This window comes from Aquimarina sp. AD1 (genome assembly GCF_003443695.1).
Classification (GTDB): Bacteria; Bacteroidota; Bacteroidia; order Flavobacteriales; family Flavobacteriaceae; genus Aquimarina; species Aquimarina latercula.
The window spans coordinates 3,899,458-3,922,620 of sequence record NZ_CP031966.1 but is presented as its reverse complement, the minus strand read 5'-3'; the positions used below and the strand labels follow the sequence as shown (position 1 = coordinate 3,922,620).

Sequence of the window (23,163 nt, the reverse complement as noted above, 5' to 3'; positions counted from 1 at the left end):
TTTTTATAAATATTGTTTTAAAATACTAACATTTTTATAGGCTAGTGCTTTTTTAACTGAAAGTATCTCCGCTAAATCAGCAAATTCACTATTTCTAACATTTTCATGCATCTCCACTAGTTTCTCATAAGTAATAACTTCTACATGAGAAAAATAGTTTTGATCATTTATTTCTGTAAAAAACCTATCTATTTTAGGACTATAACTTAAAGCTAGGCATTTTTTATTGTATAATTTTGAAAGTACCATACTATGTAGTCTTTCTGATATATTTAACTCTGCTCCTGCAATAAGTTCTATTTTTGATTCAAAAGACGGGTTCTCAAAAAAGGTAATATCACTATTTTTATGTTTTTTTATTAACCTATCATATACATTTCTATTTACATTATAATCCTTAATACTATCTATTGGCAAAAAAAATATTTTAAGCTTTCCATCATCTTCAATAATTTTTTCAATAAACTTTATAACACTTTCTTTACGAGCAATTAAAGAATCTTTTGTGTAATAGCTCGTTAAGTCCCTTAAACTTACTAAAACATATGGTTTTTCAACCTTTATTTTATATTTATTAATATCAAAAATATAAGAAAGATCACTTGTTAAATAAATATTATTGTTTTTACTTAAAAGGCTAGCTTTCTCAAATGATTTTTTATCTCTAAAAGAAGCAAAAGCCATTCTATTTAGTAATAGTTTAGATTTAAATATGGAATTTTTATTCGTTAGGTTTCCAATTCCAATTCCAACATAAGCAAATTTTCTTAAAAGCAACATGTTTATAAAAAAATAAAGGAAGTTTCCTACCCCATCCTCATCAGAAAAACACGTGCCTCCAGACCAAATAGTTAATTTGCTGCCTAAGATTGATTTTAAGTATAATTTTAAATTGCCTAACTTATTATTATTCTTAAAAAAATAAATATTGATGTTTTTATGTTTCTTAACTATCGACTTAATATTTTCAGTCTCTTTAGTAAGAACATCAATCTCCAATTTTGGATATGATTTTTGTATGTTCTCAATTAAACAGTCTAGCATTAAATCATCTCCCAGATTATCATACCCTAAATAACCAACTATTGTAATTTTCCTATTCCGCATCTTTTCTTATTCTCTTTAAAATAGGCTTAAGTCCATGCTTATCTTTATTAAACAAATAATTTTTTGATTCTAAATTTAAACTGGCATAATTATCAATATCCACTCTTTTTTTAATAACCTTAGCTGGGTTACCACCAACAATAGAGAAAGGTGGTATGTCTTTCACTATTACACTTCTCATTCCAATTATAGAGCCTTCTCCAATTGTAACACCTGGTAATATGCTTACACTATCACCTAACCAAACATTATTTTTTATTGTTACCTCTTTTAATAAGTGCACCTCATCATAAGGTAAATATTTAGCATTTATATAATTATGATTGTAAGTATATATGGTTAATCTAGGTCCACTAATAACACCATCTCCTATTTTTATTCCTCCTAATCCATGTAATCTAGCTTCTGGTCCTATATAAACATTATTTCCAATTTCAACATTTTCGGGATATTCCACATATGAACCTTTCCAAACAAAATTGGAACCAACCTTACCTAGGTTTTTCTTTATCTTTTTAATTTTTAGTTTTCTTAAAAAACTTTTAACTAAGCTATAAACCATTTTTTAAATCCATATTTAAAGCAATAATAAATCCTATATGTCAACATCATAAGAACAGACATAAGAAATACGTAAACTATATTAAAACTGGTAATCATTTCAAAATAAAACAAAAGTAAAACACCTATACAATATGACACAAAAGCTACTACAAAGCTATAACCTAATAGTTTATTTAAATTATTAACTACTAAAATAGAAGTGTTAATTATCGGTCCAACAGCTCTATTAATTATGGAGAAACTTAAAATAAATAGATAATCAGTAGTTGGTAACATTTCAATCCCTCCAAGGAAAATAACAACCCAATCAGACATAAGATATAAAATAATAATCGCAACAAACGAAAGCACTAGTGAAATGTGAAGTGCTTTTCTTGCAAGTTTAAAATTTTTACTTTTTGCGACGTTCGGAAAAATAGCGTTAGAAAAGTTTCGGAAAAACATTGCTGAAAGATTTACAAGTTTTTCCGCTAAATCATAATACGCCAGTTCTACAGTTCCTACAAATCGGCCTATAAGAAAAGAGTTGCTCTTTGCAGTTACACCACCAAGGATATGAGACATAAAAAGGGGAAAGCTTTCCTTAAGTGTTTCCTTAATCTCTATTCTTTTTGGTAAAAGAAATTTAATCTTATCCATAACAAAAATTTTATAAAAGGAAAAAACACCACTTATTAAAGCTCCTATAAAGTAAGCAACAAGAATATTAGTATAATCTTGGGTTTCATTAACCAAAATGAAAATTAAAATAAAAGAAACAAGTTTTGATAAAAAATTACAAATGGCTATAAATTTCATATTCTCAATTCCCTGAAAATACCAAACAGGTATCATAATCTCATTTAAACACAAATAACTAGCAAACAACAATATAAGAGGCTCTCTTGAAAATTGATCTGTAAAAAAAATAATTACGAAAAGAAGCAAAATAGATACTAAATAAAATACAACTTGAATTGTAAAAATGGTACTAACAATTTTTCCTAAACTCTTCTTAGAATCTCGATTAGTAGAAACTTTGTTGGTTCCATAAAAGTGAAAACCATAATTTATTAACAATCCAAAGAAAATAGTGATACTTTGAGCAAATAAAATGATACCATAATTTTCTTTACCCACTGTCCTTATCAAATAAGGATATATTATCAAAGGAAATATTAAGTTAAAAACCTGTATAACGGATAAGTAGCCAAAATTACTAAATATTCTTTTGGTTTCTTCTGGAAACAAATTTGTCAATTTTTTAGCCTTGTTTTTTATCATTTATTTATAAGATCTTCCTACTTATTGTTACAATTAATTATGTGCTAATCAATCTTACAATCACCTGTTTTAATTTGGTCTATTGTCGGATTATAATAATTATCATATATCCTAATTTCTGAGGGAGGGTTCAATTGTGCCACATTTTGCAAAGCACAAAAATCTCTTAATGCAGAATTATTATTTATAGACCAGCTATTTGTCTCTTTTATGTTTGACAAACCATTTAATGAAGTTAAACTGTTGCAACGAATAACAGTTAAATCTTCTAATTTATTCAAATTCGTAAAATCACCTAACATGCTTAGCTTATGACAACCGAGGAGCTGTAAACGCTTCAGTTCAGTAACATTAATAAAATCACCTAACGCACTTAAATTATCACAAGAGCTGATATCTAAAATTTCAAAATTCAAGGTATTTAAAGTTTCTAATGAAGTTAAATTTTTATAAGATACAATGCTCAAATCTTTCAGTTTAGTCATTTCGGGAAAAGTATCTAACGAAGTTAATTCATTACAAAATGAAATTTTCAAAGTTTCTAACTCATTAACATCTAAATCATCTAAGAGATTTACAATACAACCACTAAACACTATACCTTTCAACCCTTTCGCATTTTTTAAACCCGCCAAAGAAGTTAGATTAGAAGAGTCCGATATCTCTAAGAATTCTAATTCGGTAATATTAGAAAGACCATCTAATGAAGTTAAATTTCCATAAGACCTAATTGTCAAATCTCTCAACTTAGGCATTTCGGGAAAAGTATTTAACGAAGTTACATTACAACTTAAAATTTCCAAAGTTTCTAATTCACTAACATCTAAATGCTCTAAGAGATTTACCTTGCAACCACTAAGAACTATCCCTTTCAACCCTTTCGCATTTTTTAAGCCTTCTAAAGAAGTTAGATTAGAAGAGCCTGATATCTCTAAGAATTCTAATTCGGTAATATTAGAAAGACCATCTACTGAAGTTAAATTATTAAAATTTTTAATAACCAGTTTTTTTACACTATTAATAGTACATAACTCTTCAAGATTATTACTATCTAATCCGTATTGTCCATCAACCTCTAAAAACTCAACTTTTGTATATTCATGATTTGCGAAATCGTCGTATCTTGCCTGCGTCTTTAGAAAAACTTGATTTAAAAACCCCCCAACATGAATCTTTTCATATATAAGTTTTTCGAACACCACATTAGAATTTGCTAATTCATTATCGAATTCATCTAACACATATAATTTATAATAATAATCTTTTCCATGTACAACCTCTTCGTCTACAAAACCAGTATCCGATAAATTGTTTGACTGATATATCAATTCTCCTTTATCTATTTCAAAATTATCTGTTTCTTTCTTGTATAATTCATACTGATCAAAATTTCCTAATTCAAATTTATTCCAGTTTAATCGTATTGTTTTTATTCTTGGAGATAATGAATTAATCAAATTAATTTTTTTATCGTGCAATAAGAAAGTATCCCCATATTCTATATCATCTATTTTACAAGCTAAAAGTGATTCGATTATGTCCGAAGAGTCAAGAAAAAACCTGTATTTTACTACTCCAATTTCCTTTATAAAGTCGCATTTAGGTCTATGGTAATATCCTCGATTAAGGTTTAATCTCTTATGTTTTGTTGCTAAATCGAAAAAAACAGTGTCCTTAGGCATGTCATCTAAATCTTGATCAGATAAGCTGCAGTTTTTAATTATATAATCGGAATCACCTCCCAATACTGAAATATATCTTTTTTGTTTTGTATAATCAAATAAATTTGCGTCCTTATCAATAGTATAGTACTCATAAAATGTACTAATATCATCAGGTCTATCACCTAAGGTCTCGTATGGTGTTTTTATAGCTTCTACCTTATAAAATTTAATATTATCAATTAAGGTATCCGAGATAACTCTTTTATCCATAATGTATCTCTGATATTCATTCCCTGGAAACATTACATCCCTTGTATCGTAAATTCCATCATAAACCCAACGATTACCAATTTTCAAAGGAAAATATACGGCGTCCTTATGAGTTGTTTCTTCGATAACTTCGATAACCTCCATAACAATATCATCATCTTTCTTACAACCTACTAGTAAGGATAAAAGCAAAGCAATTAAAATTGTATACTTTAAAAAACTCATAATCAGTTCTTTTTAATATTATCTTATTTTAAATTATCAATCTACATCTATTCAATATCATTCAATAATGGAATTATAGAAAATCAAATTTTCATTTCAAACGTTTTTTATAAAGTCAACTATTTTTCCACATGCTTTTCCATCACCATAGGGGTTATGAAGCTTACTCATACCTTCATAAGATACTTTATCTTTTAATAATTTTTCTGCCTCAAATACTATTCTATTCTTATCGGTTCCAACAAGTATTACTGTTCCCGCATTGACTGCTTCAGGTCTTTCTGTCGTATCTCTCATTACCAAAACTGGTTTACCTAAACTAGGTGCTTCTTCCTGTACCCCTCCACTATCCGTAATAATTAAATACGATTGATTCATTAACCATACAAAAGCCGGATACGATAATGGTGAAATTAAATTAATATTTTCTATCTTATCTAAAAGCTCATATACTGGCTTTTGTACATTTGGGTTTAAATGTACAGGGTAGATAATTTGAGTATCAGGATTATTAGTAGCAATCTCTTTTAATGCCTCACAAATATTGACAAATCCTTGTCCATGATTTTCTCTTCTATGACCTGTAACCAATATTAGTTTCTTATTTATCTCTACAATTGATTTAAGTTCTTCTATTTCCTCATCATTAAAACCTGAAGAGTCAACCTTATTCACACTAAACTGTAATGCGTCAATAACGGTATTACCCGTAATCAAGATTGAATCTGATGATTTATTTTCATTAATTAAATTCTGCTTAGATGTTTCGGTTGGTGAAAAATGAAAATCAGAGACTACACCGGTTATACATCTATTCATTTCTTCAGGAAAGGGGGATTTCATATTATGAGTTCTTAATCCCGCCTCAATATGACACACCTTTGCTCCCGAATAAAATGCTGATATCCCAGAAGCCATTGTAGTTGTTGTGTCTCCATGAACGTATACGTAATCTGGTTCATATTCTTCCAAAATCGGTTTTAGTCCAGTGATAATATCTCCCGTTAGGGTATAAAGATTTTGATTCGGTTTCATAAGATCCAAATCATAATCAGGAATTATTTCAAAAAATGATAATACCTGGTCCAGCATTTCTCGATGCTGCGCAGTGATGCAAACTTTTGTTTCAAAGATATTTGTATGATTTTGAAATTCCTTTACTAAGGGAGCCATTTTGATCGCTTCAGGCCTTGTTCCAAAAACAATTAAGTTTTTTATTCTATTGTTTTCACTCATTATTATCTAATATCTTATCAGGTTTGAATTAATTAATCTAGTTTAAATCCTTTATAACTCATCAATATAAACTTCTAGTAGTTTCATGAAATCACTTTTAAAACTAATTTCTTTAAAATTAGCAGGGACCATCATTGTTTCTCCAATCGATATAGAATTTGAACAAGAATCACTAATTATCTCTCCCTCTCCCTCAATACACATAATAATTACGAAAGAATCTAAACTAGAGTAATCTTTAACAATCTTATTATTTATTTCTAAAAAGTTTGTGGTAAAATAATTACAGTGAGCTATTTGATTTGAGATGTTTTTTCTTTGATCAAAAACTAACTTGAAGTCATTATTAATTTCATATTCTAGAGCATCTAGTGCTAACTCCGTATGTAACTGCCTTGTGTTTCCGTTACTATCTTTTCTATCCCAATCATAAACCCTATAAGTAACATCAGAGGTCTGCTGAATTTCTGCTATTAAAGAACCTGCCCCAATCGCATGTATTTTACCGGCTTTAATAAAATAACTATCTCCAGCAACTATATTCTCAAAGTTTAATAATTCTGTAATCTTTCCTTCTTCCAAATACTTTTTATATTCTTCTTTGGAAGTATTCTTGTTGAAACCCACTATTAAGTTGGAATCATTATCCGCCTGAACTACATACCACATTTCAGTTTTCCCAAAGGAATTGTGCCTTTTCATTGCTAACTCGTCATTAGGATGTAATTGAACCGATAAATTCCGTTTAGCATCTATAAACTTAACCAAAAGAGGAAATTGATCACCAAATTGATTATATACTTTATTCCCAAGTAGATTTTTCTTATGTTCTTTAATTAGATCAGCTAAATTAGCTCCTTTGAGATTACCATTAACAACTACTGAAATATCTTTGCCAACAGTTGAAATTTCCCAACTTTCTCCAATATTATTAAGGTGAGTCTCTTTATTCAGAATAGTTTTTAGTTTATTCCCTCCCCACATTTTTTCTTTTAAAATTGGACGAAATTTTAAAGGGTATAAAATATTCATTTATTTCTATCATTAGTTTTTTCAATGATTCTTTCCAATTCAAAAGATTCAAATCAAAGGAATTTAAACTCTTTTCTTTACTCAGAACGCTATATCCTGGACGTTTGGCAAAAGTAGGGTAATTATCTATTTTTTCAAGCTTTATTGTTTCTAGTTTGCCTAATCTTTTAACTATTTCTCGCGCAAAATCATACCAAGTAGCACTACCCGAATTACTGAAATGATAAACTCCAAATTTTTTACTTTTTATTTCGATAATTTGCAGCAAAAAATATCCTAAGTCATTAGCGTTGGTAGGAGTACCCACTTCAGAAGTGGTAATCGCCAGTTTCTTTTCCGTCTTACACTTCTCTCTAATAGCTTTATAGAAATTTTTACCATATTGTGAATACAACCAAGAGGTTCTTATAATAAAATATGACTTTAAAATTTCTTCAATATACTGCTCTCCTGCCAATTTAGACTTACCATATTCATTGATAGGATTGGGCACATCTTCTTCGGTATAAGGAGTATTCTTATGACCATCAAAAACATAATCTGTAGAAATATGAATTAAAGTTGCATCATACTTCTTACAAATTTCTGCTAAATTCTTAACTCCTTCCGCATTTACTAAATAAGCCTTGTCAGGTTCTTTTTCCGCTTGTTCTACATTAGTATATGCAGCACAATTAACTACATAATCCAAGGAATTATTCTTAAAAAACTCAGCAATGTTTTTTTTATTGGTAATATCCAAAACCTTCGAACTAGCAAAACGAAAATCTATAGTCGGATGCCCCATCTCTAATGCTTTTATACATTTTCCTAATTGGCCATCCCCACCTGTTACGAGAACTCTCATATTATTTTCTTCCTTAGATCTCATTTTAAAAACTCATCCTATTTAGTTTAGCAATGTCTAATCAAGTAAACCTTCTAATCATTGCCACTATTATAGTTTTTTAAATATTTATTCACTAATAGAAGTATAAGAAATAAAAAGGTCAAGAAAACTAAGCCGATTGGCAATAACACCTTTTTCTTTAAAAAGAAATCATTTACTAATCCTCCTTTATCAGGAAAATCAGAAATTACATTAATGATATTACCTGAATCCGCTTTTCTTTCATTCAACTTAATAATTTCTGCATTAAGTTGTTTAACCTCTTTAAGCAACGTGATTTCCGATCTATCTAAGTTTTGATTTTCAGAACTCAAATTTATATTCGTTCCAGCTGTGTTTTCGGGTTTTTTAATCTCTAACAATTTCAGGTTTTGATAAAACAATTTAAGGGAATCTAGCTCAACTAATTGTTTTCTTGTTACTGAATCACTAATTCTGAGATTTAATTCATTAGTTTGTTTTTGAATATTGAAATAATCATTATTTTCAATAGAACGAACTATCGCATTTTGACATTTTTTTGCAACTTCGGGATTCTTTGATTTTAACTCAATCTTATGGAACCTAGAATTAATGTTGTTAAAATTCTTTAAATATTCTTCATAACTCAAACTTGCTCTTGATATCGAATCTAATGTAGAAACAAAATCGCTAAATTGTTTTAATTTTTGATTATCATCAGAAAATGCTTCTATTTTAATTTTAGTTATTGTTTCTGCTTCTTTATCAGATATCTTTAAAGAAGCTGCTAACGTCTTATAAGCTCCTTCCTTTGCCAATTCATTATAAAACTCAATATTATTATATAATTGTTGAGAACTGTCAAAGTTTGGTTCAACAATCATTGAAGACCTATATACATTTTCCGAAATGGAATCCCAGTACCAGCCTATTGCTAAACCAATAATTCCAGCAATTACAAACTTCAAAAAATGAATTCTAATAAATTGAAGAACTAAAATAATTGTATGAAATATTACTTTAAAAATATTAGCTATGAATCGAAATAATTTATTGAACCCATCACCTATTAGTTTAAATAATTGACCAAGGTCAATTTCTTCAGAACTGTTTTCTTTATTACTCATAATCGGTTACTATTGATCTTTTTAAAAGTGCCCCAAAGGTACTGTGTTTTAGATAAAAAAAAAGAATTTTATATCATTTATTTAAATCATTAAAGCTTTGTAAAACCTTATCTTTAGGTGATAATAATATTTCTGATGATTTTAATTTCCAATCAATTCCTAAATTAGAATCGTTAAAAATTATACCAGATTCAGCTTCTTTATGGTAATAATTGTCACATTTATAATTAAAAATCGCTTTATCGCTAAGTACTACAAAACCATGTGCAAAATCTCTTGGAACAAATAGTTGATAATTATTTTGATCATTCAGTTCAATCGAAAAGTATTCTCCAAAAGTTTTAGAATCGGGTCTTAGGTCTACAGCAACATCTAGCACACTACCTTTTGTAACCCTTACCAATTTTGCTTGCGCATATTTACCTTTTTGAAAATGTAATCCCCTTAACACTCCTTTTGAAGAAATTGACTGATTATCTTGCACAAAATCTATTTCTAGTTTTGTTATTTCTTTAAACTTTTTCAAATTAAAACTTTCGAAAAAAGAACCCCTTTCGTCTTCGAATATTCTTGGCTTTATTATAAAACAACCTTCTAGAGGCGTTTTTTCAATTTCCATACTTAATCTAATTGCAATAAATATTTACCATACCCGCTTTTAATAAGTGGTTTTGCTAAATTTTCTAGTTCATTCTTAGTTATAAACTCTTTTTTATAAGCTATTTCTTCAATTGCTCCAATTTTTAAACCTTGTCGCTCTTCTATTACCTGAACAAATTGAGAAGCTTGCATAAGAGAATTAAAAGTTCCAGTATCTAACCAAGCCGTTCCTTTATCTAAAATACTAACCTTCAACTTACCTTTTTCTAAATAAGCATTATTAATGTCTGTTATTTCCAATTCTCCTCGATCACTTGGTTTAATATTTTTGGCTATTTGAACAACTTCATTATCATAAAAATAAATTCCAGGAACTGCATAGTTTGATTTAGGATTACTGGGCTTTTCCTCAATAGAAATAGCATTTCCTTTATCATCAAAATCTACTACTCCATATCGTTCGGGGTCCTGTACGTGATATGCATATATGATTCCGCCATCGGGATCATTATTACTCTCTAATAACTCTTCCAAACCCGAACCATAAAAAATATTATCTCCTAAAATCAATGCTACTTTATCATCTCCAATAAATTTTTCGCCAATAACAAAAGCTTCTGCTAGTCCATTTGGTTCTTCCTGAACTGCATATTCGAAAACGCATCCATATTTCTCACCATCACCTAACAGTTTCTTAAATAACGGTAAATCTAATGGAGTAGATATTATCAGTATTTCTCTTATACCTGCGGACATTAATGTGGAAAGTGGATAATAAATCATAGGCTTATCATATACAGGCATTAATTGCTTACTAATCGCCAACGTTAATGGGTGTAAACGCGTTCCTGATCCTCCTGCTAATACGATTCCTTTCATTTTTAAAATTTATAGATTCCAGCCTACGCTGGAATGACAATTACAAATTGTACTTCTCTAAATACCAGTGTATTGTTTTTTCAATTCCTGACTCAAAATTCTCTTCTGCACACCACCCCAATTCGTTTTCAATTTTAGAAGCATCAATTGCATATCTAAAATCATGACCTGGTCTATCTTTTACATAAGTAATCAGGTCTGAATAAGATTTCTGACTTTCTAATGGTTTAATCTTATCTAGAATTTCACATATTGTCTTAGCAATATATATATTCTCTCGTTCATTTTTTCCCCCGATATTATAGGTTTCACCCAGCTTACCTTTTTCTAAAACTAAATTAATTCCTTTACAATGATCCAAAACATACAACCAATCACGTATATTCTTGCCATCACCATAAATAGGAATACTTTCTTGGGAAATTGCTTTTCTTATAATCGTTGGAATTAGCTTCTCATTATGTTGTCTGGGTCCATAATTATTAGAACAATTTGTAGTAACCACGGGTAAACCGTATGTATGAAAATAACTTCTAACCAACATATCAGAAGAAGCTTTAGATGCGCTATAGGGACTATTAGGAGCATATGAAGTTTCTTCAGTAAACAATCCTGTTTTTCCTAAAGTTCCATAAACCTCATCCGTAGAAACATGGAGAAATCTAGCATTTTCCATTCCCGTTTTAAAAACATTAGGAGCCTCCATCCAATTTTTATACGCAGCTTGAAGCAAATTGAAAGTCCCAACAATATTAGTATCTATAAAAGCTCCTGGATTTGTTATAGAATTATCTACATGAGATTCTGCTGCAAAATGAACTACACTATTAATTTTATACTCTTCAAAAACCTTTTGTACAAATTGAGTATCACAGATATCTCCTTTTACAAAAGTATAATCGCAGTCCTTCCGGATTTTAATATTTTCTAAGTTGGCAGCATATGTAAGCTTATCTAGATTAACAATCTTGATGTCTGAAAAGGTCGATAGGTAATTCAAAAAATTTGAACCTATAAACCCTGCTCCTCCGGTTACTAGCACACTTTTAAACATAAACCTAATTGTTAATGAAATTTTCTAATTTTCTAGAAGAGTTCTTTATTAAAAAAATAAAGGATACAAGAACACAAAGTAATATTGGTAATAGAAAGATTAATCGCTTATGTATTGCCACAGGATCCCTTACTACATTTCCGTAATCTACAACATCTACCAACTGAGTATCTAATTCCAAAATTTTTTCTTGGTCATTAATTGTTTCTAATAAAGATGCTTTTTTATCTATTAAAGAAGCTATTGTAGGTATTTTTGATTCATCTCCAAAAACTATCATTTCGTTAGTTTGAGCAATTGGGTTTTTGTTTAATTTATTTAAATATTCTTCAATAAAAACCAATGTGTTTTTATTTTTTTCTAAATCGGATTTTGTCTGTTTTTGAATCAAAGAAAGTTCTTTAGCGTAATATTGATTAGCACTTATAAAACTTAATAACTGTTTAGAAATTTTAGCATTATTCTTATTCTCATTTTTAAATACTAAGGTCAATTTATGGTTTTTAAAAAAACTTTTATACTTCTCACTTTTTAAAACCTCATCTTCATATCCGTCCATAAATTTATTAAAATAATTTTGACCCGTATAAATGATTTGTAGTTTATCCAAAACATCTTTTGATTCAATTATTGGCTCTATAACTATCTTTTTAAGATCCTTTATATCAGATGAATCTAAATCTATTTCCTTTAGGAAAAGTCTATCTTTAAATTTAATATGTAAATTTTCAACAAAATCATATATGTAAGGAATAGTACTATATTTTGGAGCTAAAATAATTTCTTGTTTATGCCTCTTGTTTAAAACTAAAGCCTTCTCAATAAAATAGCCGCCAATGGCTCCCAAAATGAATAAAATTGAAAACAAAACCCATTTTTTCTTGTAAAATAATAGAGCTTTTATCAAAAGTTTTAACAACCCCTTCAAGCCTTTTACGAGAGACCTAAAAAACTGTCCTAGATCTATTTCTATATTATTTGTTTTTTCCTGGGTCATTATTCTTATCCTTCTTTAAATATTTGCTCTAAAATCTTTTCGGTAATCAAATATGTAGGTTTTACTCCTGTAGTCCCTAATCCTCCTGATGCTAATGTACTTCCTGTTTCTAATGGATTATCAGAAGCGTAATAAGCATAATTCACTTTTACATCAGAACTTATGCTTCCTCTTAACTTAGAAGCAGATTGAATGGCTTTTTGATAATGAGCTCCTTCCATTTCTAACCCTATAACATTCCAAGTAGAATCATGAAAAAACTTTAATATATCTCTGTTTTGCAACGATGTTCCTAATACAGTTATCATTGCTCCTTCATATATATCAATACCTTGACCTTCTAAATCTCCCTTCTTTAATCCATTATCAAAAGGGTAGTTATCAGCAGTACCTTCAAAAACGTGAGCGGACGGTATCATAATATCACCTTTTCCTCCTTCTAAAATACCCGCTTTTCCCATTAGGGAAACAGATTTGACATTCAAATATTTTACTCCATCAGGTTTAACATAAGGTTTCAAAAGTTCATCCATCGTTTCATACGCTTGCTCTCCAAACGCATAATCCATTACTATAATAACTGGTTTATCTTCTTTCTTAACATCTTTTATAAAAGAAGCATAGGTGTCACCCGTATAATTAGCGCTATCAAAAATCTGAACATTTATATTAGTTCCGCTTTGATCTTCTATGTAAGTCATCCCTTTCTGTAACGCCAATTTTTCCACCTTAGCTCTTAACTTGTCACTCTTATCTTCACTTAGCAACTCATAAATATCAAAAGTAGTCTTATTCTTTAATTCCGTTTTTAAGGCAATTGGTGCATACATTGTATTCATTACACTATGCATATTAGCACTTATAACGTGTATTGGCCTATCCAATAAGTCTAGCTCTTCTAACTTGTTTTTGATACTATTTGCCCATCTTTCTCCATGAATATGGTGCCCCAACCGTTCTCTTAGAACCGGACTAAAAGTAACAATCCTTTTATTTTCATTTACAGATTCGTCAATAGCTAACTTACCTAACCAGTATATTATATGAAGAAATCGCTCTTTATTTTCAGGGCAAGAAAAGCTATTGTAAATAGAAGTCACCTCCTGGAAAGTTCTTCCTAAAATATTTGCTGTATGTGTAAGTGCAACTTCTCTTTGCGCCTTGGTAAGTTCTTTTTTAGAAGAAACAGCTTTTTCTAATTTATCCCAATCCCTTGTAACATTTCCTTCTTCATTAATCACCACTCGATTCATTATCTTATGAGATTCTACAAATAAAAACGTTAAGTGGGTAAGAATATCATATATCTCGGATCTACCTCGAGTGATCTCTATATTCATCTGCTCTTCATCAATCCTGTAGCAGTTTCTTCTTCTTTTTGGAGGGACAATCGCTTTAAAATGAGAGTTTTTATAACCTTCTTCACTAGTAAGATTTATATATCTACACTCTTCAATACCAATTGGTAAACGATCAATTACATACAACAAACCATCTAATTCTACTTTTTCCTCAGCGACAGAACCATAAATTTCTGGTCGAAGCGTAAGCAATCCTTCTCTTAAAGTATCACCGGAAACTCCCATCGGTTTATAAAAACCTCTATTGAATAAATGTCGCATTGTAATATACATGCGTTCTATTGCGCTGGAACTTTCCTGTGCTCTTGTTCTTCCTTTTAATTTTTGACTTGTCATAAATTTTTCCTAACAAATATATAACTTATTTACCTATACTGATTCCTAAGGAATCTACAATCTTTCTATCATTAGAAAGCCTTGGTAACTTATTTTGTCCTCCCAGTTTACCAATAGATTTCATATATAAATTAAAACCATCTCTTGGAACCGACCTAACTTTTAAAGTTCTCAATACATTACCAACGATAAGATCATCATAATACGTATTTTGTTTTCTCAAAGAATTGTCAATCTCAATAGCAAAATCATCTAGGTTTTGGGGATTTTCCTGAAACTCTATAAACCATTCGTGATATGGTAATTCTGAGTCTTCTGGATTAATCTGTGGTGCTACTGTAAATTCTTTAATTATAGTACCTGTTATTTCTGTTGCTTCTTTAATTGCTTGTTCTACCTCTTTACCAATTACATGTTCTCCAAAAGCAGAGATAAAGTGTTTGATTCTACCAGAAACCACTAATCTATATGGTGAAGTTCCTGTAAACATAACCGTATCTCCAATATTATAAGCCCATAGACCTGCATTAGAAGAAATAAGCATTACGTAATTTACTCCGACTTCAACCTCTCCAATTGTTAGTCGCTTGTGGTTTTCTTCAAAAAACTCATCAGCTTTTATAAATTCATAAAACATCCCAGAATCCAACTGCAAAAGCATTCCTTTTTCATTCTGTGTATCCTGAAAAGCAAAAAAACCTTCAGAAGCTGGATATAACTCAATACTTGCAACTTTTCTTCCTATTAGTTTTTCGAAAGTAGCCTTATATGGTTCAAAATTTACACCTCCATATATAAATAATTCGAAATTTTTAAAAAGCTCTCCAATTGGTTTATCAGTCTTCTTTTTAAGTTTTTCAAAATACATTTGCACCCAAGGAGGAATTCCGCTAATAATAGTCATGTTTTCATTAACCGTTTCCTCTACAATAGCATCTACCTTAGTTTCCCAATCATCAATACAATTCGTCTCCCAACTTGGTAATCTATTTTTCTGAAGATATTTGGGAACATAATGCGCAACAATACCAGAAAGTCGACCTAAATTAATTCCGTTTTTTTCTACAAGTTCTGGGCTTCCTTGTAGAAATATCATTTTTCCATCAACAAAAGCCGCATTCTTGCTTTCTGCTACATAACATAGTATTGCATTCCTTGCGGCTCTAATATGAGTTGGCATAGAATCCGATGTTAAGGGAATATACTTTACTCCACTAGTGGTTCCAGAAGTTTTAGCAAAGTATATCGGTTTTCCCGGCCATAATACGTCCTTTTCTCCCTTTACAACTCGATCAACATACGAACGTAGCTGCTCATAATCCCGAACAGGTACTTTTTTAATAAAATCATTATGAGTTCTTATACTACCAAAATCATGGTCTTTACCAAAAGCAGTATTACTCGCTGAACTTATCAAATTATCGAAAACACGTTTTTGTGCAGTTACGGGATTCTTTGCCCATTTATTTATCTTTTTGCGAATGCGCTTTGCAAAAATCTTTGCCCCTAATGATTTAATAGACATTGTATCTTATTATTCAAAATCAATAAACTTTGATGGATCTGTCGGATATCCATCTCTCCATAATTCAAAATGCAAATGCGGACCTGTAGAAAGTTCTCCCGTAGATCCAGCGGTTGCAATTACTTCTCCTGACTTTACCAACTCGCCTTGCTGTTTGGTTAAAGAAGCATTATGCTTATAAACCGTAAGAAGACTGTTTCCATGCTCCAATATAATCACGTGACCTGTTTCTGAAGTCCATTCTGCAAAAATTACAGTTCCAGCTGCCGCAGCTTTAATTGGAGTGTCTTTTGGTACAGCAATATCAATGGCATAATGTTTCTCATTAACATTATACTTAGATGTAATACTTCCTTTAACAGGAGGAAAAAGCGAAAAATCAGTACTTGATTTTTCACTCTCAAACAAACTATATTTATCTTCTCTAGATACCTCTTCTCTAAGTTTTATATCCTGTTCGGATGGGTTTAAATCAACCTCATCTGGATTTAATTTTTGAGACTGTACAGCAGAATCTATATCAAACTCAACAGTTTTAACATCTCCGTTAAGTACTTTTTTAATAGAATTATAATATTCCTGATTAACTGCTAATACAGTTTCTAATGAATCTGCCGTAGAAACCAATCTAGTTGCTTTTTGATTAAGAGAGGTCGAAGAATATCCAGGAATATATTCTCTCAGTGGTGTAAACGCTATCAAAATAGTTGTACAAGAAACCAAAACAATAGAAGTAATCATTAACAATACAAATACGTTAAGCCTGGTCAGCTTAAATGATATTCGTTCTTCGAAAGTATCTTCATTAAGAATTACCAATCGATACTTGTTTAATAGCTTCTTAGTAATTCTTTTTGGTTCTTTTTTCTTTTTAGCCATACATCAATCTAATATCGACAGTTGTGTTAGATACGCAAATATACATATTCTCCTTGCGGATAAAAATGCCAAATTTTATATTAAAACGTTATTTAAAAGTGAATAGTCTTATTATAAGGTGTGAATATTCTCTTAAAAGAAGTTTTTAGCTGTCTAAAAATGCCTTTTTTACCTAAATCTTATTAACTTTGTATTCTAAATTTAAGAACATGATGTCATTAAGTGTATTTTTAGGAATGTTAGGCCCGTGGCAAATTGCATTGATAGTTGCTGTGGTTTTACTTTTATTTGGAGGTAAAAAAATTCCAGAATTGATGAGAGGTTTAGGAAGCGGAATCAAAGAGTTTAAAGACGCCTCTAAAGAAGAAGAAGATCCGAATAAGATAGAAGAGAAAAAATAATCTATAGTTATATAGTAGAAAAATGCCCAGCTTATTAAGTTGGGCATTTTTTATTAATGAAATCCTTGTTTTCCCAAAAGAACTTACTCTTATAGTAATTAAAACACCACAGCTGTTAACGATTTGTGAAAATTATACCTCCATTTTAAAAACATCTCACATCTAGCTCATTTACAGCATATAAATAAAAAATATTCTCCTAAAAACATCAATAAAATCGTTGTTTTGACACAAAAAGCATTTTGTTTTTACGGTAAAACCATAAAATTTGTGTATTTCATCGAAATAAAAAACCACTTCATCTAAAAGTTATTCATATGTTTTATAACACCATTATTTCGTGTTAAATTTGAATCAAATAAGTAAGTAACTTCATAAAGCCCCAAACTATGAAAACTATATTTTTTACCATCGTAATTTTATTTTCTTTCTCAACTATTAGTGCTCAAGAAACTACTGTTCAAAACACTAATGAAAATACAACTACTGTTAAAGCATCAAAAGTAGATTTTTATAATGCACTTATAAGGGCAAATAACTTTGACATTACTATCAAGGAAAACAAGAAAGAAGTTACTAATACTACTAAAAAAGACTTTTATAACCTTTTATTAGAAAAAAACGGTTTTAATACTGATACTCAAAAAACAACAAGATTAACAAATCTTGTAAACAAAGAAGAAAATACAAGAATCACTCAAAAAAATGCTACTGTAAGTTTACTACCGTAATTATTGGGGCATAAAAAAATATAGTAAATACTCCTTTTATACAAAAGGAGTATTTTTTTTGACTTTATTTAAACGTTTTAATCAATTAACGAAAGTTGAATCCTTTTTCTAGATAGATCTACACTCATCACAGTAACCGTTACATGTTGGTTTAATTGGACTACAGCATTCACATCACTTATATAATCATTTGCAAGTTTAGAAATATGTATTAATCCACTTTCTTTAATACCTATATCTACAAAACATCCAAAATTCGTGATATTGTTTACGATGCCTGGTAATTTCATTCCTGATTTTAAGTCATTAATCGTTTTTACATTTGGATCAAATTCGAAAACGGTTGCCTTCTTTCTTGGATCAACGCCTGGTTTTTCTAATTCTTTTACAATATCTGTTAAAGTAGGTAATCCAACATCTTCAGAAATATAATCTTGTAACCTAATTTTAGTTATTGCAGTTTTATTTCCTATTAATTCTTTTAAGGAAACTCCAGCATCTTTTGCCATCTTAGAGACTAACTTATATCTTTCTGGATGTACCGCTGAGTTATCTAATGGGTTTTTTGGTTCTGTTATTCTTAAGAAAGCTGCAGCTTGTTCATATGCCTTTCCTCCAAGTCTAGGCACTTTTTTTAATTGCTCTCTGGACGCTAACGCTCCATTTTCTGATCGATAATTAACAATGTTTTCTGCAAGCTTGTCTCCGATTCCGGACACATAACTTAATAATGGTGCACTGGCCGTATTTACATTAATACCCACACTATTTACACAACTCATTACTACCGTATCCAATTCATTTTTTAGTTTGGTTTGATCTACATCGTGCTGATATTGGCCTACTCCTATTGCTTTAGGATCGATTTTAACCAACTCTGCCAATGGATCTGCTAATCGTCTTCCAATAGAAACTGCACCACGAACTGTAACATCATAACTAGGAAATTCTGCTCTAGCAATTTTTGAAGCTGAATATACAGATGCACCACTTTCATTGACCATAAAAACTTGAATCTGTCCTTCGAATGGAATTTTTTTAATAAATGCTTCTGTTTCTCTAGCAGCAGTACCATTTCCTATCGCTATCGCTTCAATTTTATAAGCATTTACTAAAGATCTAATCTTTTTTATAGCATTGGTCGTTTCACGTTGTGGCGGATGTGGATAGATATTTTCATTATGAAGTAAATCTCCTTGCTTATCCAAACAAACAACTTTACATCCAGATTTAAAACCGGGATCTAACGCTAATATTCTTTTTTGGCCTAAAGGAGATGCTAATAGCAATTGTTTTAGGTTTTGAGCGAATACTTTAATTGCATTATCATCAGCTTTTTCTTTTGCTAGATTTAATACTTCGGTAGAAATCGCTGGCGCGAGTAATCTTTTATATGCATCAGCAATTGCTAAAAATAATTGATCCGTACAAGCTTCTACATTAGAAGTAATCATTACATCATCAATAATATCTAATGCATCATTTTCTGGAACTGTAATTTTTACTCTTACTATCTTTTCGTTTTCTGCTCTAAGAATAGCCAATAATCTATGCGAAGGGCATTTATGCAATGGTTCTTCCCACTCAAAATATTGTTGATATTTCTGAGCCTCGTCTTCATCTTTTTTTGTTTTAATAACTTTAGAAGATATTGCAGCTCTACGTTGGTATAATCTTCGAAGTCTGTTTCTTATCTTTTCATTTTCATTTACCCATTCTGCAATGATGTCCCTTGCGCCTTGTAATGCTAGTTCTTCATTAATGATTGTATCATTAAGATATTGAGATGCCACAAAAAGAATCTCCTCTTCTCGTTGCTCCATGATTATTTTTGCCAGAGGCTCAAGTCCTTGCTCCTTAGCAACGGTTGCTTTCGTCTTTCTCTTTTTCTTATACGGAAGATATAGATCTTCTACTTCGGATAGCGTTTGTGCAGCTTCTATTCGCTTTTGTAACTCTGGAGTAAGCGCTTCTTGCTCTATTATAGAAGCAAGTACACTTTCCTTTCTTTTCTGTAAGGTCTCAAAAACCGTTTTATACTTTACAATTTCACCAATTTCTACCTCATCTAAATTACCAGTCATTTCTTTACGATATCTAGAAATAAATGGAATTGTGGCACCATCATTTAATAATTCGATGGTTTTGGTGATTTGCTTTTCAGAAACAGGAACCTGTTTAGCGATATAAGAAACAATATTCATTAATTACATTTTTTAAACCGCTAAATATATATAAAATTACCTATTTCTACTCAAATTTAATGGACTTGATAATCGCCTCCAATTCGAACATGAAATTTCTTTTTCTTACTGATGGAGCCAAAACAAAACCTTCTATTACCAATTGTCTATTATTCGCTACATCATCGATTGTGTAGTTTACAAAAGGTCCTGCCATATAACGATCTTTGATTTCCCAAGTTCCCTTAGTTTCGAAAGCAAATTTATCATCTAACTTAGTTTCAAAAAGATAAGGTGCATATGCTTCTTCTGTAATAAATTTTCCGGAATTAGTAGGTATTTTTAATACTCCTATAGAGTCTCTTACTTTAATAATTTTAGCAATTGTACTAGAATCTTTAGGGATACTTCCTAGAGGAAGTTCATATATCATCAGATTCATATCTCCATTTGTAATATCTTTACGCAACCAAAAGAATTTATCTTCTTCTTTAGCTATACGATATGCAGAAGGAATTTTAAACGTAATACCCATCTTTTCTTTTAACTGCGGAATATATTCTACCGATTTTTTAATTCGATATTGTTTTTCTCGCATTTCTACTTTTTTATACTTTGCGATCATACCTGCTGACCGTTCTTGGATCAGACGAATAATCTCATCCTGACTAGTTCCAGTAATTACATATCCTAATTGTGGAGTTGCGTATTTATTATTTGCAACATATACTTTAGACTCATCGCCTTCTTGAATTTTTAGAAACGTACGATATCTTCTAGCTAAACCGGTAAAAACGTCTGGAGGAATTTGTCTCATAGAAAACAACGGCTCTTCTTGTGGTAAACCAGGAACTTCTGCTCCAAAATACTTACGTATTGTATCTCCTAAACTACCTGTCCAAAGTTCATTATCTATAATTACAGATAGTTCATTAATCTTACCTATGGATTGTGCGAGTGAACCATTAATTTTTTCTGAAGTATTCTTTTTAGTTTCTGTACAACTTACTATACAAAATACACAAATGATGGCTAGAGCTAGTTTTTTCATAATACAAATATACTTGGGATGTTATAATATTAAAAATAATACTATCCAGATAACGGATATACTTCGCGTTATAACATCATAAACCGTTCCAATTGCATTTTTTTAGTCAATAAATGACGATTAAGATTTCGATAATTTTAACTTCATACCAGGTTTGATTCCGGTACCGCTGATATTATTCCAACTTCGCAGATTCTCTATCGAAACTCCTTTGAATTTTTGTGAAATGCTCCATAAGGTATCACCCGATTTTACTGTATACGTTTCGGAACTACTAGGATTCGTACTTGCAACTGCTTTTTGTGTATTTATTTTCTTTTTTGGTCTATCAACTACGGGGCGTCTTGGATAAATAGTTAATCGCTGTCCTATTCTAAGATTGTTACTACGTAACCCATTCCATCGTTTTATTTGGCTAACGCGTACACCATATCTTCTGGCAATTTTCCCCAAAAAATCACCGCTACGTACACGGTATCTTATTTTATCATTAGCTTCAATAAGCTTAGGGAGTGGTTTTTCTCTCTTATTAAACTCTTCTTGTGCTAGCGCATATATTTGGTTTTCATTAGCAACGAATTTACCTACTTGATCCAACGGCAAACGCAAAACATAGTTTTCATCTTTTATGTGAGGAATAATATCTAACTTATATGAAGGATTCAAAAATTGTAACTCCTCCATATTAATATCCATAACCTCGGATACCTGATCCAAGGTAATCATCTGCTTCACTTTAATTGTATCTGTTTCAAAATAAGCAAATTCTGGTTTTCTTGGTTTAAAACCATGTTCTTCCGCATATTCAAAAATATACATTGTAGCTAAAAATGCTGGTAAATACCCCGCAGTTTCTCTTGGCAGATTATGACGAATATTCCAGTAATTTGTGTATCCCCCACTTCGCCTGATCGCCTTTGTTACATTTCCTGGTCCTGAATTATAAGATGCTAATGCCAAATCCCAATCACCAAATACACGATAAAGACTTGCCAAATATTTACAAGCAGCCTGCGTAGCCATAATAGGGTCCATTCGTTCGTCTACATATGAACTTACCTCTAATCCAAACATTTTTCCGGTTCCAAACATAAATTGCCATAATCCTGTAGCTCCAACTCTTGATTTCGCTCTAGGTTTTAGCGCAGATTCTACTATGGCTAAATACTTTATTTCTAATGGAATATTTTGGTTATCTAATTCTTGTTCAAATAATGGAAAATAAAACTCGCTCAATGCCATCAATCTCTCAAGATGCTCATGGCGATTTTTTAGGTAATTTTTAATCACACTTTCTAATGAGGTATTGTATTCAACGTTAAAAGGTGTACGTGCATTTAATCTTGCTAATCTGGCCTTTAATGTATCTGTTGGAAGATCTACATATTCGACAGGCTTATAATCCAATTCGGTAACTGATTTATAAATAGTATCAAACAAACTAGAATTATACAATTCTTGTTTCCAAATAGAATCTAACTTGGCCAATTGAGGATGATCCTCAATCGCATACATCACACTATCTTTAACACTTGTTTTAGTAAATGTAGTTGTTTTAAGCTCTCCGACCGCACTAATAACTTTAGTGGTATCTACTACCTGAACTGTATCTTTTTGTAATGTTAATTCTTTATCAAGTGTCACTATTCTTGAAGGTTTCGCTTTAGAGCTTACGGATGGGATTGTATCTTGTGCTTGTAACGAAACTAGACAAAAAAGAAAACTAAGATAAAACCAACAATTTTTAATCATTTCAGATATTGTTTACAATTACTCAAACTAACGGATATTTAATGGTAAATAGTGTCAACCTTCAACAAGTTATTAA

The 23,163-nt window shown here is 30.7% G+C and carries 20 protein-coding genes; 2 read left to right on the top strand and 18 right to left on the bottom strand.

Annotated features, from left to right (window positions below; translation table 11 throughout):
• Positions 1-3: 3 nt before the first annotated feature.
• From D1815_RS16860 to D1815_RS16790, 15 genes are all read right to left on the bottom strand, one after another.
• Positions 4-1,107: a polysaccharide pyruvyl transferase family protein gene (locus D1815_RS16860; protein ID WP_118388385.1), complete on the bottom strand. Its 1,104-nt coding sequence runs from the start codon at positions 1,105-1,107 to the stop codon at positions 4-6.
• Positions 1,097-1,669, bottom strand: a complete 573-nt coding sequence (locus D1815_RS16855) for an acyltransferase (protein WP_118388383.1) — start codon at positions 1,667-1,669, stop codon at positions 1,097-1,099. The genes D1815_RS16860 and D1815_RS16855 overlap by 11 nt, the downstream gene beginning before the upstream one ends.
• Positions 1,654-2,934: an oligosaccharide flippase family protein gene (locus D1815_RS16850; protein ID WP_118388381.1), complete on the bottom strand. Its 1,281-nt coding sequence runs from the start codon at positions 2,932-2,934 to the stop codon at positions 1,654-1,656. Before D1815_RS16850 ends, D1815_RS16855 begins: the two co-directional genes overlap by 16 nt.
• 44 nt (positions 2,935-2,978) lie before the next feature.
• Complete coding sequence (locus D1815_RS16845) at positions 2,979-5,093, bottom strand: hypothetical protein (protein WP_118388372.1); 2,115 nt, start codon at positions 5,091-5,093, stop codon at positions 2,979-2,981.
• Between the two features lie 96 nt (positions 5,094-5,189).
• A complete protein-coding gene (gene wecB, locus D1815_RS16840; protein WP_118388370.1) occupies positions 5,190-6,329 on the bottom strand; it encodes a non-hydrolyzing UDP-N-acetylglucosamine 2-epimerase in 1,140 nt (379 codons plus the stop codon).
• Positions 6,330-6,380: 51 nt separating this feature from the next.
• On the bottom strand, positions 6,381-7,361 hold the full coding sequence (locus D1815_RS16835; RefSeq protein ID WP_118388368.1) for a type I phosphomannose isomerase catalytic subunit: 981 nt from the start codon (positions 7,359-7,361) through the stop codon (positions 6,381-6,383).
• A complete protein-coding gene (gene rfbD, locus D1815_RS16830; protein ID WP_369899322.1) occupies positions 7,297-8,232 on the bottom strand; it encodes a dTDP-4-dehydrorhamnose reductase in 936 nt (311 codons plus the stop codon). Before rfbD ends, D1815_RS16835 begins: the two co-directional genes overlap by 65 nt.
• Before the next feature lie 50 nt (positions 8,233-8,282).
• Positions 8,283-9,338 (bottom strand): hypothetical protein, encoded by a 1,056-nt coding sequence (locus tag D1815_RS16825; RefSeq protein ID WP_118388366.1) that lies wholly within the window; start codon positions 9,336-9,338, stop codon positions 8,283-8,285.
• A gap of 73 nt (positions 9,339-9,411) precedes the next feature.
• Positions 9,412-9,957: a dTDP-4-dehydrorhamnose 3,5-epimerase gene (rfbC, locus tag D1815_RS16820; protein ID WP_118388364.1), complete on the bottom strand. Its 546-nt coding sequence runs from the start codon at positions 9,955-9,957 to the stop codon at positions 9,412-9,414.
• Positions 9,958-9,959: 2 nt separating this feature from the next.
• Positions 9,960-10,817, bottom strand: a complete 858-nt coding sequence (rfbA, locus tag D1815_RS16815; protein ID WP_118388362.1) for a glucose-1-phosphate thymidylyltransferase RfbA — start codon at positions 10,815-10,817, stop codon at positions 9,960-9,962.
• A gap of 40 nt (positions 10,818-10,857) precedes the next feature.
• On the bottom strand, positions 10,858-11,871 hold the full coding sequence (gene rfbB / locus D1815_RS16810; RefSeq protein WP_118388360.1) for a dTDP-glucose 4,6-dehydratase: 1,014 nt from the start codon (positions 11,869-11,871) through the stop codon (positions 10,858-10,860).
• Positions 11,872-11,875: 4 nt separating this feature from the next.
• Positions 11,876-12,868 (bottom strand): hypothetical protein, encoded by a 993-nt coding sequence (locus D1815_RS16805; protein ID WP_118388358.1) that lies wholly within the window; start codon positions 12,866-12,868, stop codon positions 11,876-11,878.
• Between the two features lie 5 nt (positions 12,869-12,873).
• Positions 12,874-14,565, bottom strand: a complete 1,692-nt coding sequence (locus tag D1815_RS16800; protein ID WP_027394480.1) for a hypothetical protein — start codon at positions 14,563-14,565, stop codon at positions 12,874-12,876.
• A 25-nt stretch (positions 14,566-14,590) separates the two neighbouring features.
• Positions 14,591-16,090 (bottom strand): GH3 auxin-responsive promoter family protein, encoded by a 1,500-nt coding sequence (locus D1815_RS16795; RefSeq protein WP_118388356.1) that lies wholly within the window; start codon positions 16,088-16,090, stop codon positions 14,591-14,593.
• A gap of 9 nt (positions 16,091-16,099) precedes the next feature.
• A complete protein-coding gene (locus D1815_RS16790; protein WP_027394482.1) occupies positions 16,100-16,969 on the bottom strand; it encodes a M23 family metallopeptidase in 870 nt (289 codons plus the stop codon).
• Between the two features lie 209 nt (positions 16,970-17,178).
• On the opposite strand from D1815_RS16790, the gene tatA reads away from it, so the two are divergent.
• Together tatA and D1815_RS16780 are read left to right on the top strand one after the other, a co-directional pair.
• Positions 17,179-17,370 (top strand): twin-arginine translocase TatA/TatE family subunit, encoded by a 192-nt coding sequence (gene tatA, locus D1815_RS16785; protein WP_027394483.1) that lies wholly within the window; start codon positions 17,179-17,181, stop codon positions 17,368-17,370.
• Positions 17,371-17,759: 389 nt separating this feature from the next.
• Positions 17,760-18,101: a hypothetical protein gene (locus tag D1815_RS16780; RefSeq protein WP_118388354.1), complete on the top strand. Its 342-nt coding sequence runs from the start codon at positions 17,760-17,762 to the stop codon at positions 18,099-18,101.
• 77 nt (positions 18,102-18,178) lie between these two features.
• On the opposite strand, the gene D1815_RS16775 is transcribed toward D1815_RS16780, so the two are convergent.
• From D1815_RS16775 to D1815_RS16765, 3 genes are all read right to left on the bottom strand, one after another.
• Positions 18,179-20,305 (bottom strand): Tex family protein, encoded by a 2,127-nt coding sequence (locus D1815_RS16775; RefSeq protein ID WP_118388352.1) that lies wholly within the window; start codon positions 20,303-20,305, stop codon positions 18,179-18,181.
• Between the two features lie 46 nt (positions 20,306-20,351).
• Positions 20,352-21,335, bottom strand: coding sequence for a DUF4837 family protein (locus D1815_RS16770; RefSeq protein ID WP_118388350.1), 984 nt, complete (start codon positions 21,333-21,335; stop codon positions 20,352-20,354).
• A gap of 120 nt (positions 21,336-21,455) precedes the next feature.
• Positions 21,456-23,087, bottom strand: a complete 1,632-nt coding sequence (locus D1815_RS16765) for a LysM peptidoglycan-binding domain-containing protein (RefSeq protein ID WP_027394487.1) — start codon at positions 23,085-23,087, stop codon at positions 21,456-21,458.
• Positions 23,088-23,163 lie beyond the last annotated feature (76 nt).

Excerpts from the sequence above, each read along its gene's own strand:
- D1815_RS16860 (WP_118388385.1), bottom strand. The coding sequence starts at position 1,107 with ATGCGGAATAGGAAAATTACAATAGTTGGTTATTTAGGGTATGATAAT.
- D1815_RS16855 (WP_118388383.1), bottom strand. The coding sequence starts at position 1,669 with ATGGTTTATAGCTTAGTTAAAAGTTTTTTAAGAAAACTAAAAATTAAA.
- D1815_RS16850 (WP_118388381.1), bottom strand. The coding sequence starts at position 2,934 with ATGATAAAAAACAAGGCTAAAAAATTGACAAATTTGTTTCCAGAAGAA.
- D1815_RS16845 (WP_118388372.1), bottom strand. The coding sequence starts at position 5,093 with ATGAGTTTTTTAAAGTATACAATTTTAATTGCTTTGCTTTTATCCTTA.
- wecB (WP_118388370.1), bottom strand. The coding sequence starts at position 6,329 with ATGAGTGAAAACAATAGAATAAAAAACTTAATTGTTTTTGGAACAAGG.
- D1815_RS16835 (WP_118388368.1), bottom strand. The coding sequence starts at position 7,361 with ATGAATATTTTATACCCTTTAAAATTTCGTCCAATTTTAAAAGAAAAA.
- rfbD (WP_369899322.1), bottom strand. The coding sequence starts at position 8,232 with ATGAGATCTAAGGAAGAAAATAATATGAGAGTTCTCGTAACAGGTGGG.
- D1815_RS16825 (WP_118388366.1), bottom strand. The coding sequence starts at position 9,338 with ATGAGTAATAAAGAAAACAGTTCTGAAGAAATTGACCTTGGTCAATTA.
- rfbC (WP_118388364.1), bottom strand. The coding sequence starts at position 9,957 with ATGGAAATTGAAAAAACGCCTCTAGAAGGTTGTTTTATAATAAAGCCA.
- rfbA (WP_118388362.1), bottom strand. The coding sequence starts at position 10,817 with ATGAAAGGAATCGTATTAGCAGGAGGATCAGGAACGCGTTTACACCCA.
- rfbB (WP_118388360.1), bottom strand. The coding sequence starts at position 11,871 with ATGTTTAAAAGTGTGCTAGTAACCGGAGGAGCAGGGTTTATAGGTTCA.
- D1815_RS16805 (WP_118388358.1), bottom strand. The coding sequence starts at position 12,868 with ATGACCCAGGAAAAAACAAATAATATAGAAATAGATCTAGGACAGTTT.
- D1815_RS16800 (WP_027394480.1), bottom strand. The coding sequence starts at position 14,565 with ATGACAAGTCAAAAATTAAAAGGAAGAACAAGAGCACAGGAAAGTTCC.
- D1815_RS16795 (WP_118388356.1), bottom strand. The coding sequence starts at position 16,090 with ATGTCTATTAAATCATTAGGGGCAAAGATTTTTGCAAAGCGCATTCGC.
- D1815_RS16790 (WP_027394482.1), bottom strand. The coding sequence starts at position 16,969 with ATGGCTAAAAAGAAAAAAGAACCAAAAAGAATTACTAAGAAGCTATTA.
- tatA (WP_027394483.1), top strand. The coding sequence starts at position 17,179 with ATGATGTCATTAAGTGTATTTTTAGGAATGTTAGGCCCGTGGCAAATT.
- D1815_RS16780 (WP_118388354.1), top strand. The coding sequence starts at position 17,760 with ATGAAAACTATATTTTTTACCATCGTAATTTTATTTTCTTTCTCAACT.
- D1815_RS16775 (WP_118388352.1), bottom strand. The coding sequence starts at position 20,305 with ATGAATATTGTTTCTTATATCGCTAAACAGGTTCCTGTTTCTGAAAAG.
- D1815_RS16770 (WP_118388350.1), bottom strand. The coding sequence starts at position 21,335 with ATGAAAAAACTAGCTCTAGCCATCATTTGTGTATTTTGTATAGTAAGT.
- D1815_RS16765 (WP_027394487.1), bottom strand. The coding sequence starts at position 23,087 with ATGATTAAAAATTGTTGGTTTTATCTTAGTTTTCTTTTTTGTCTAGTT.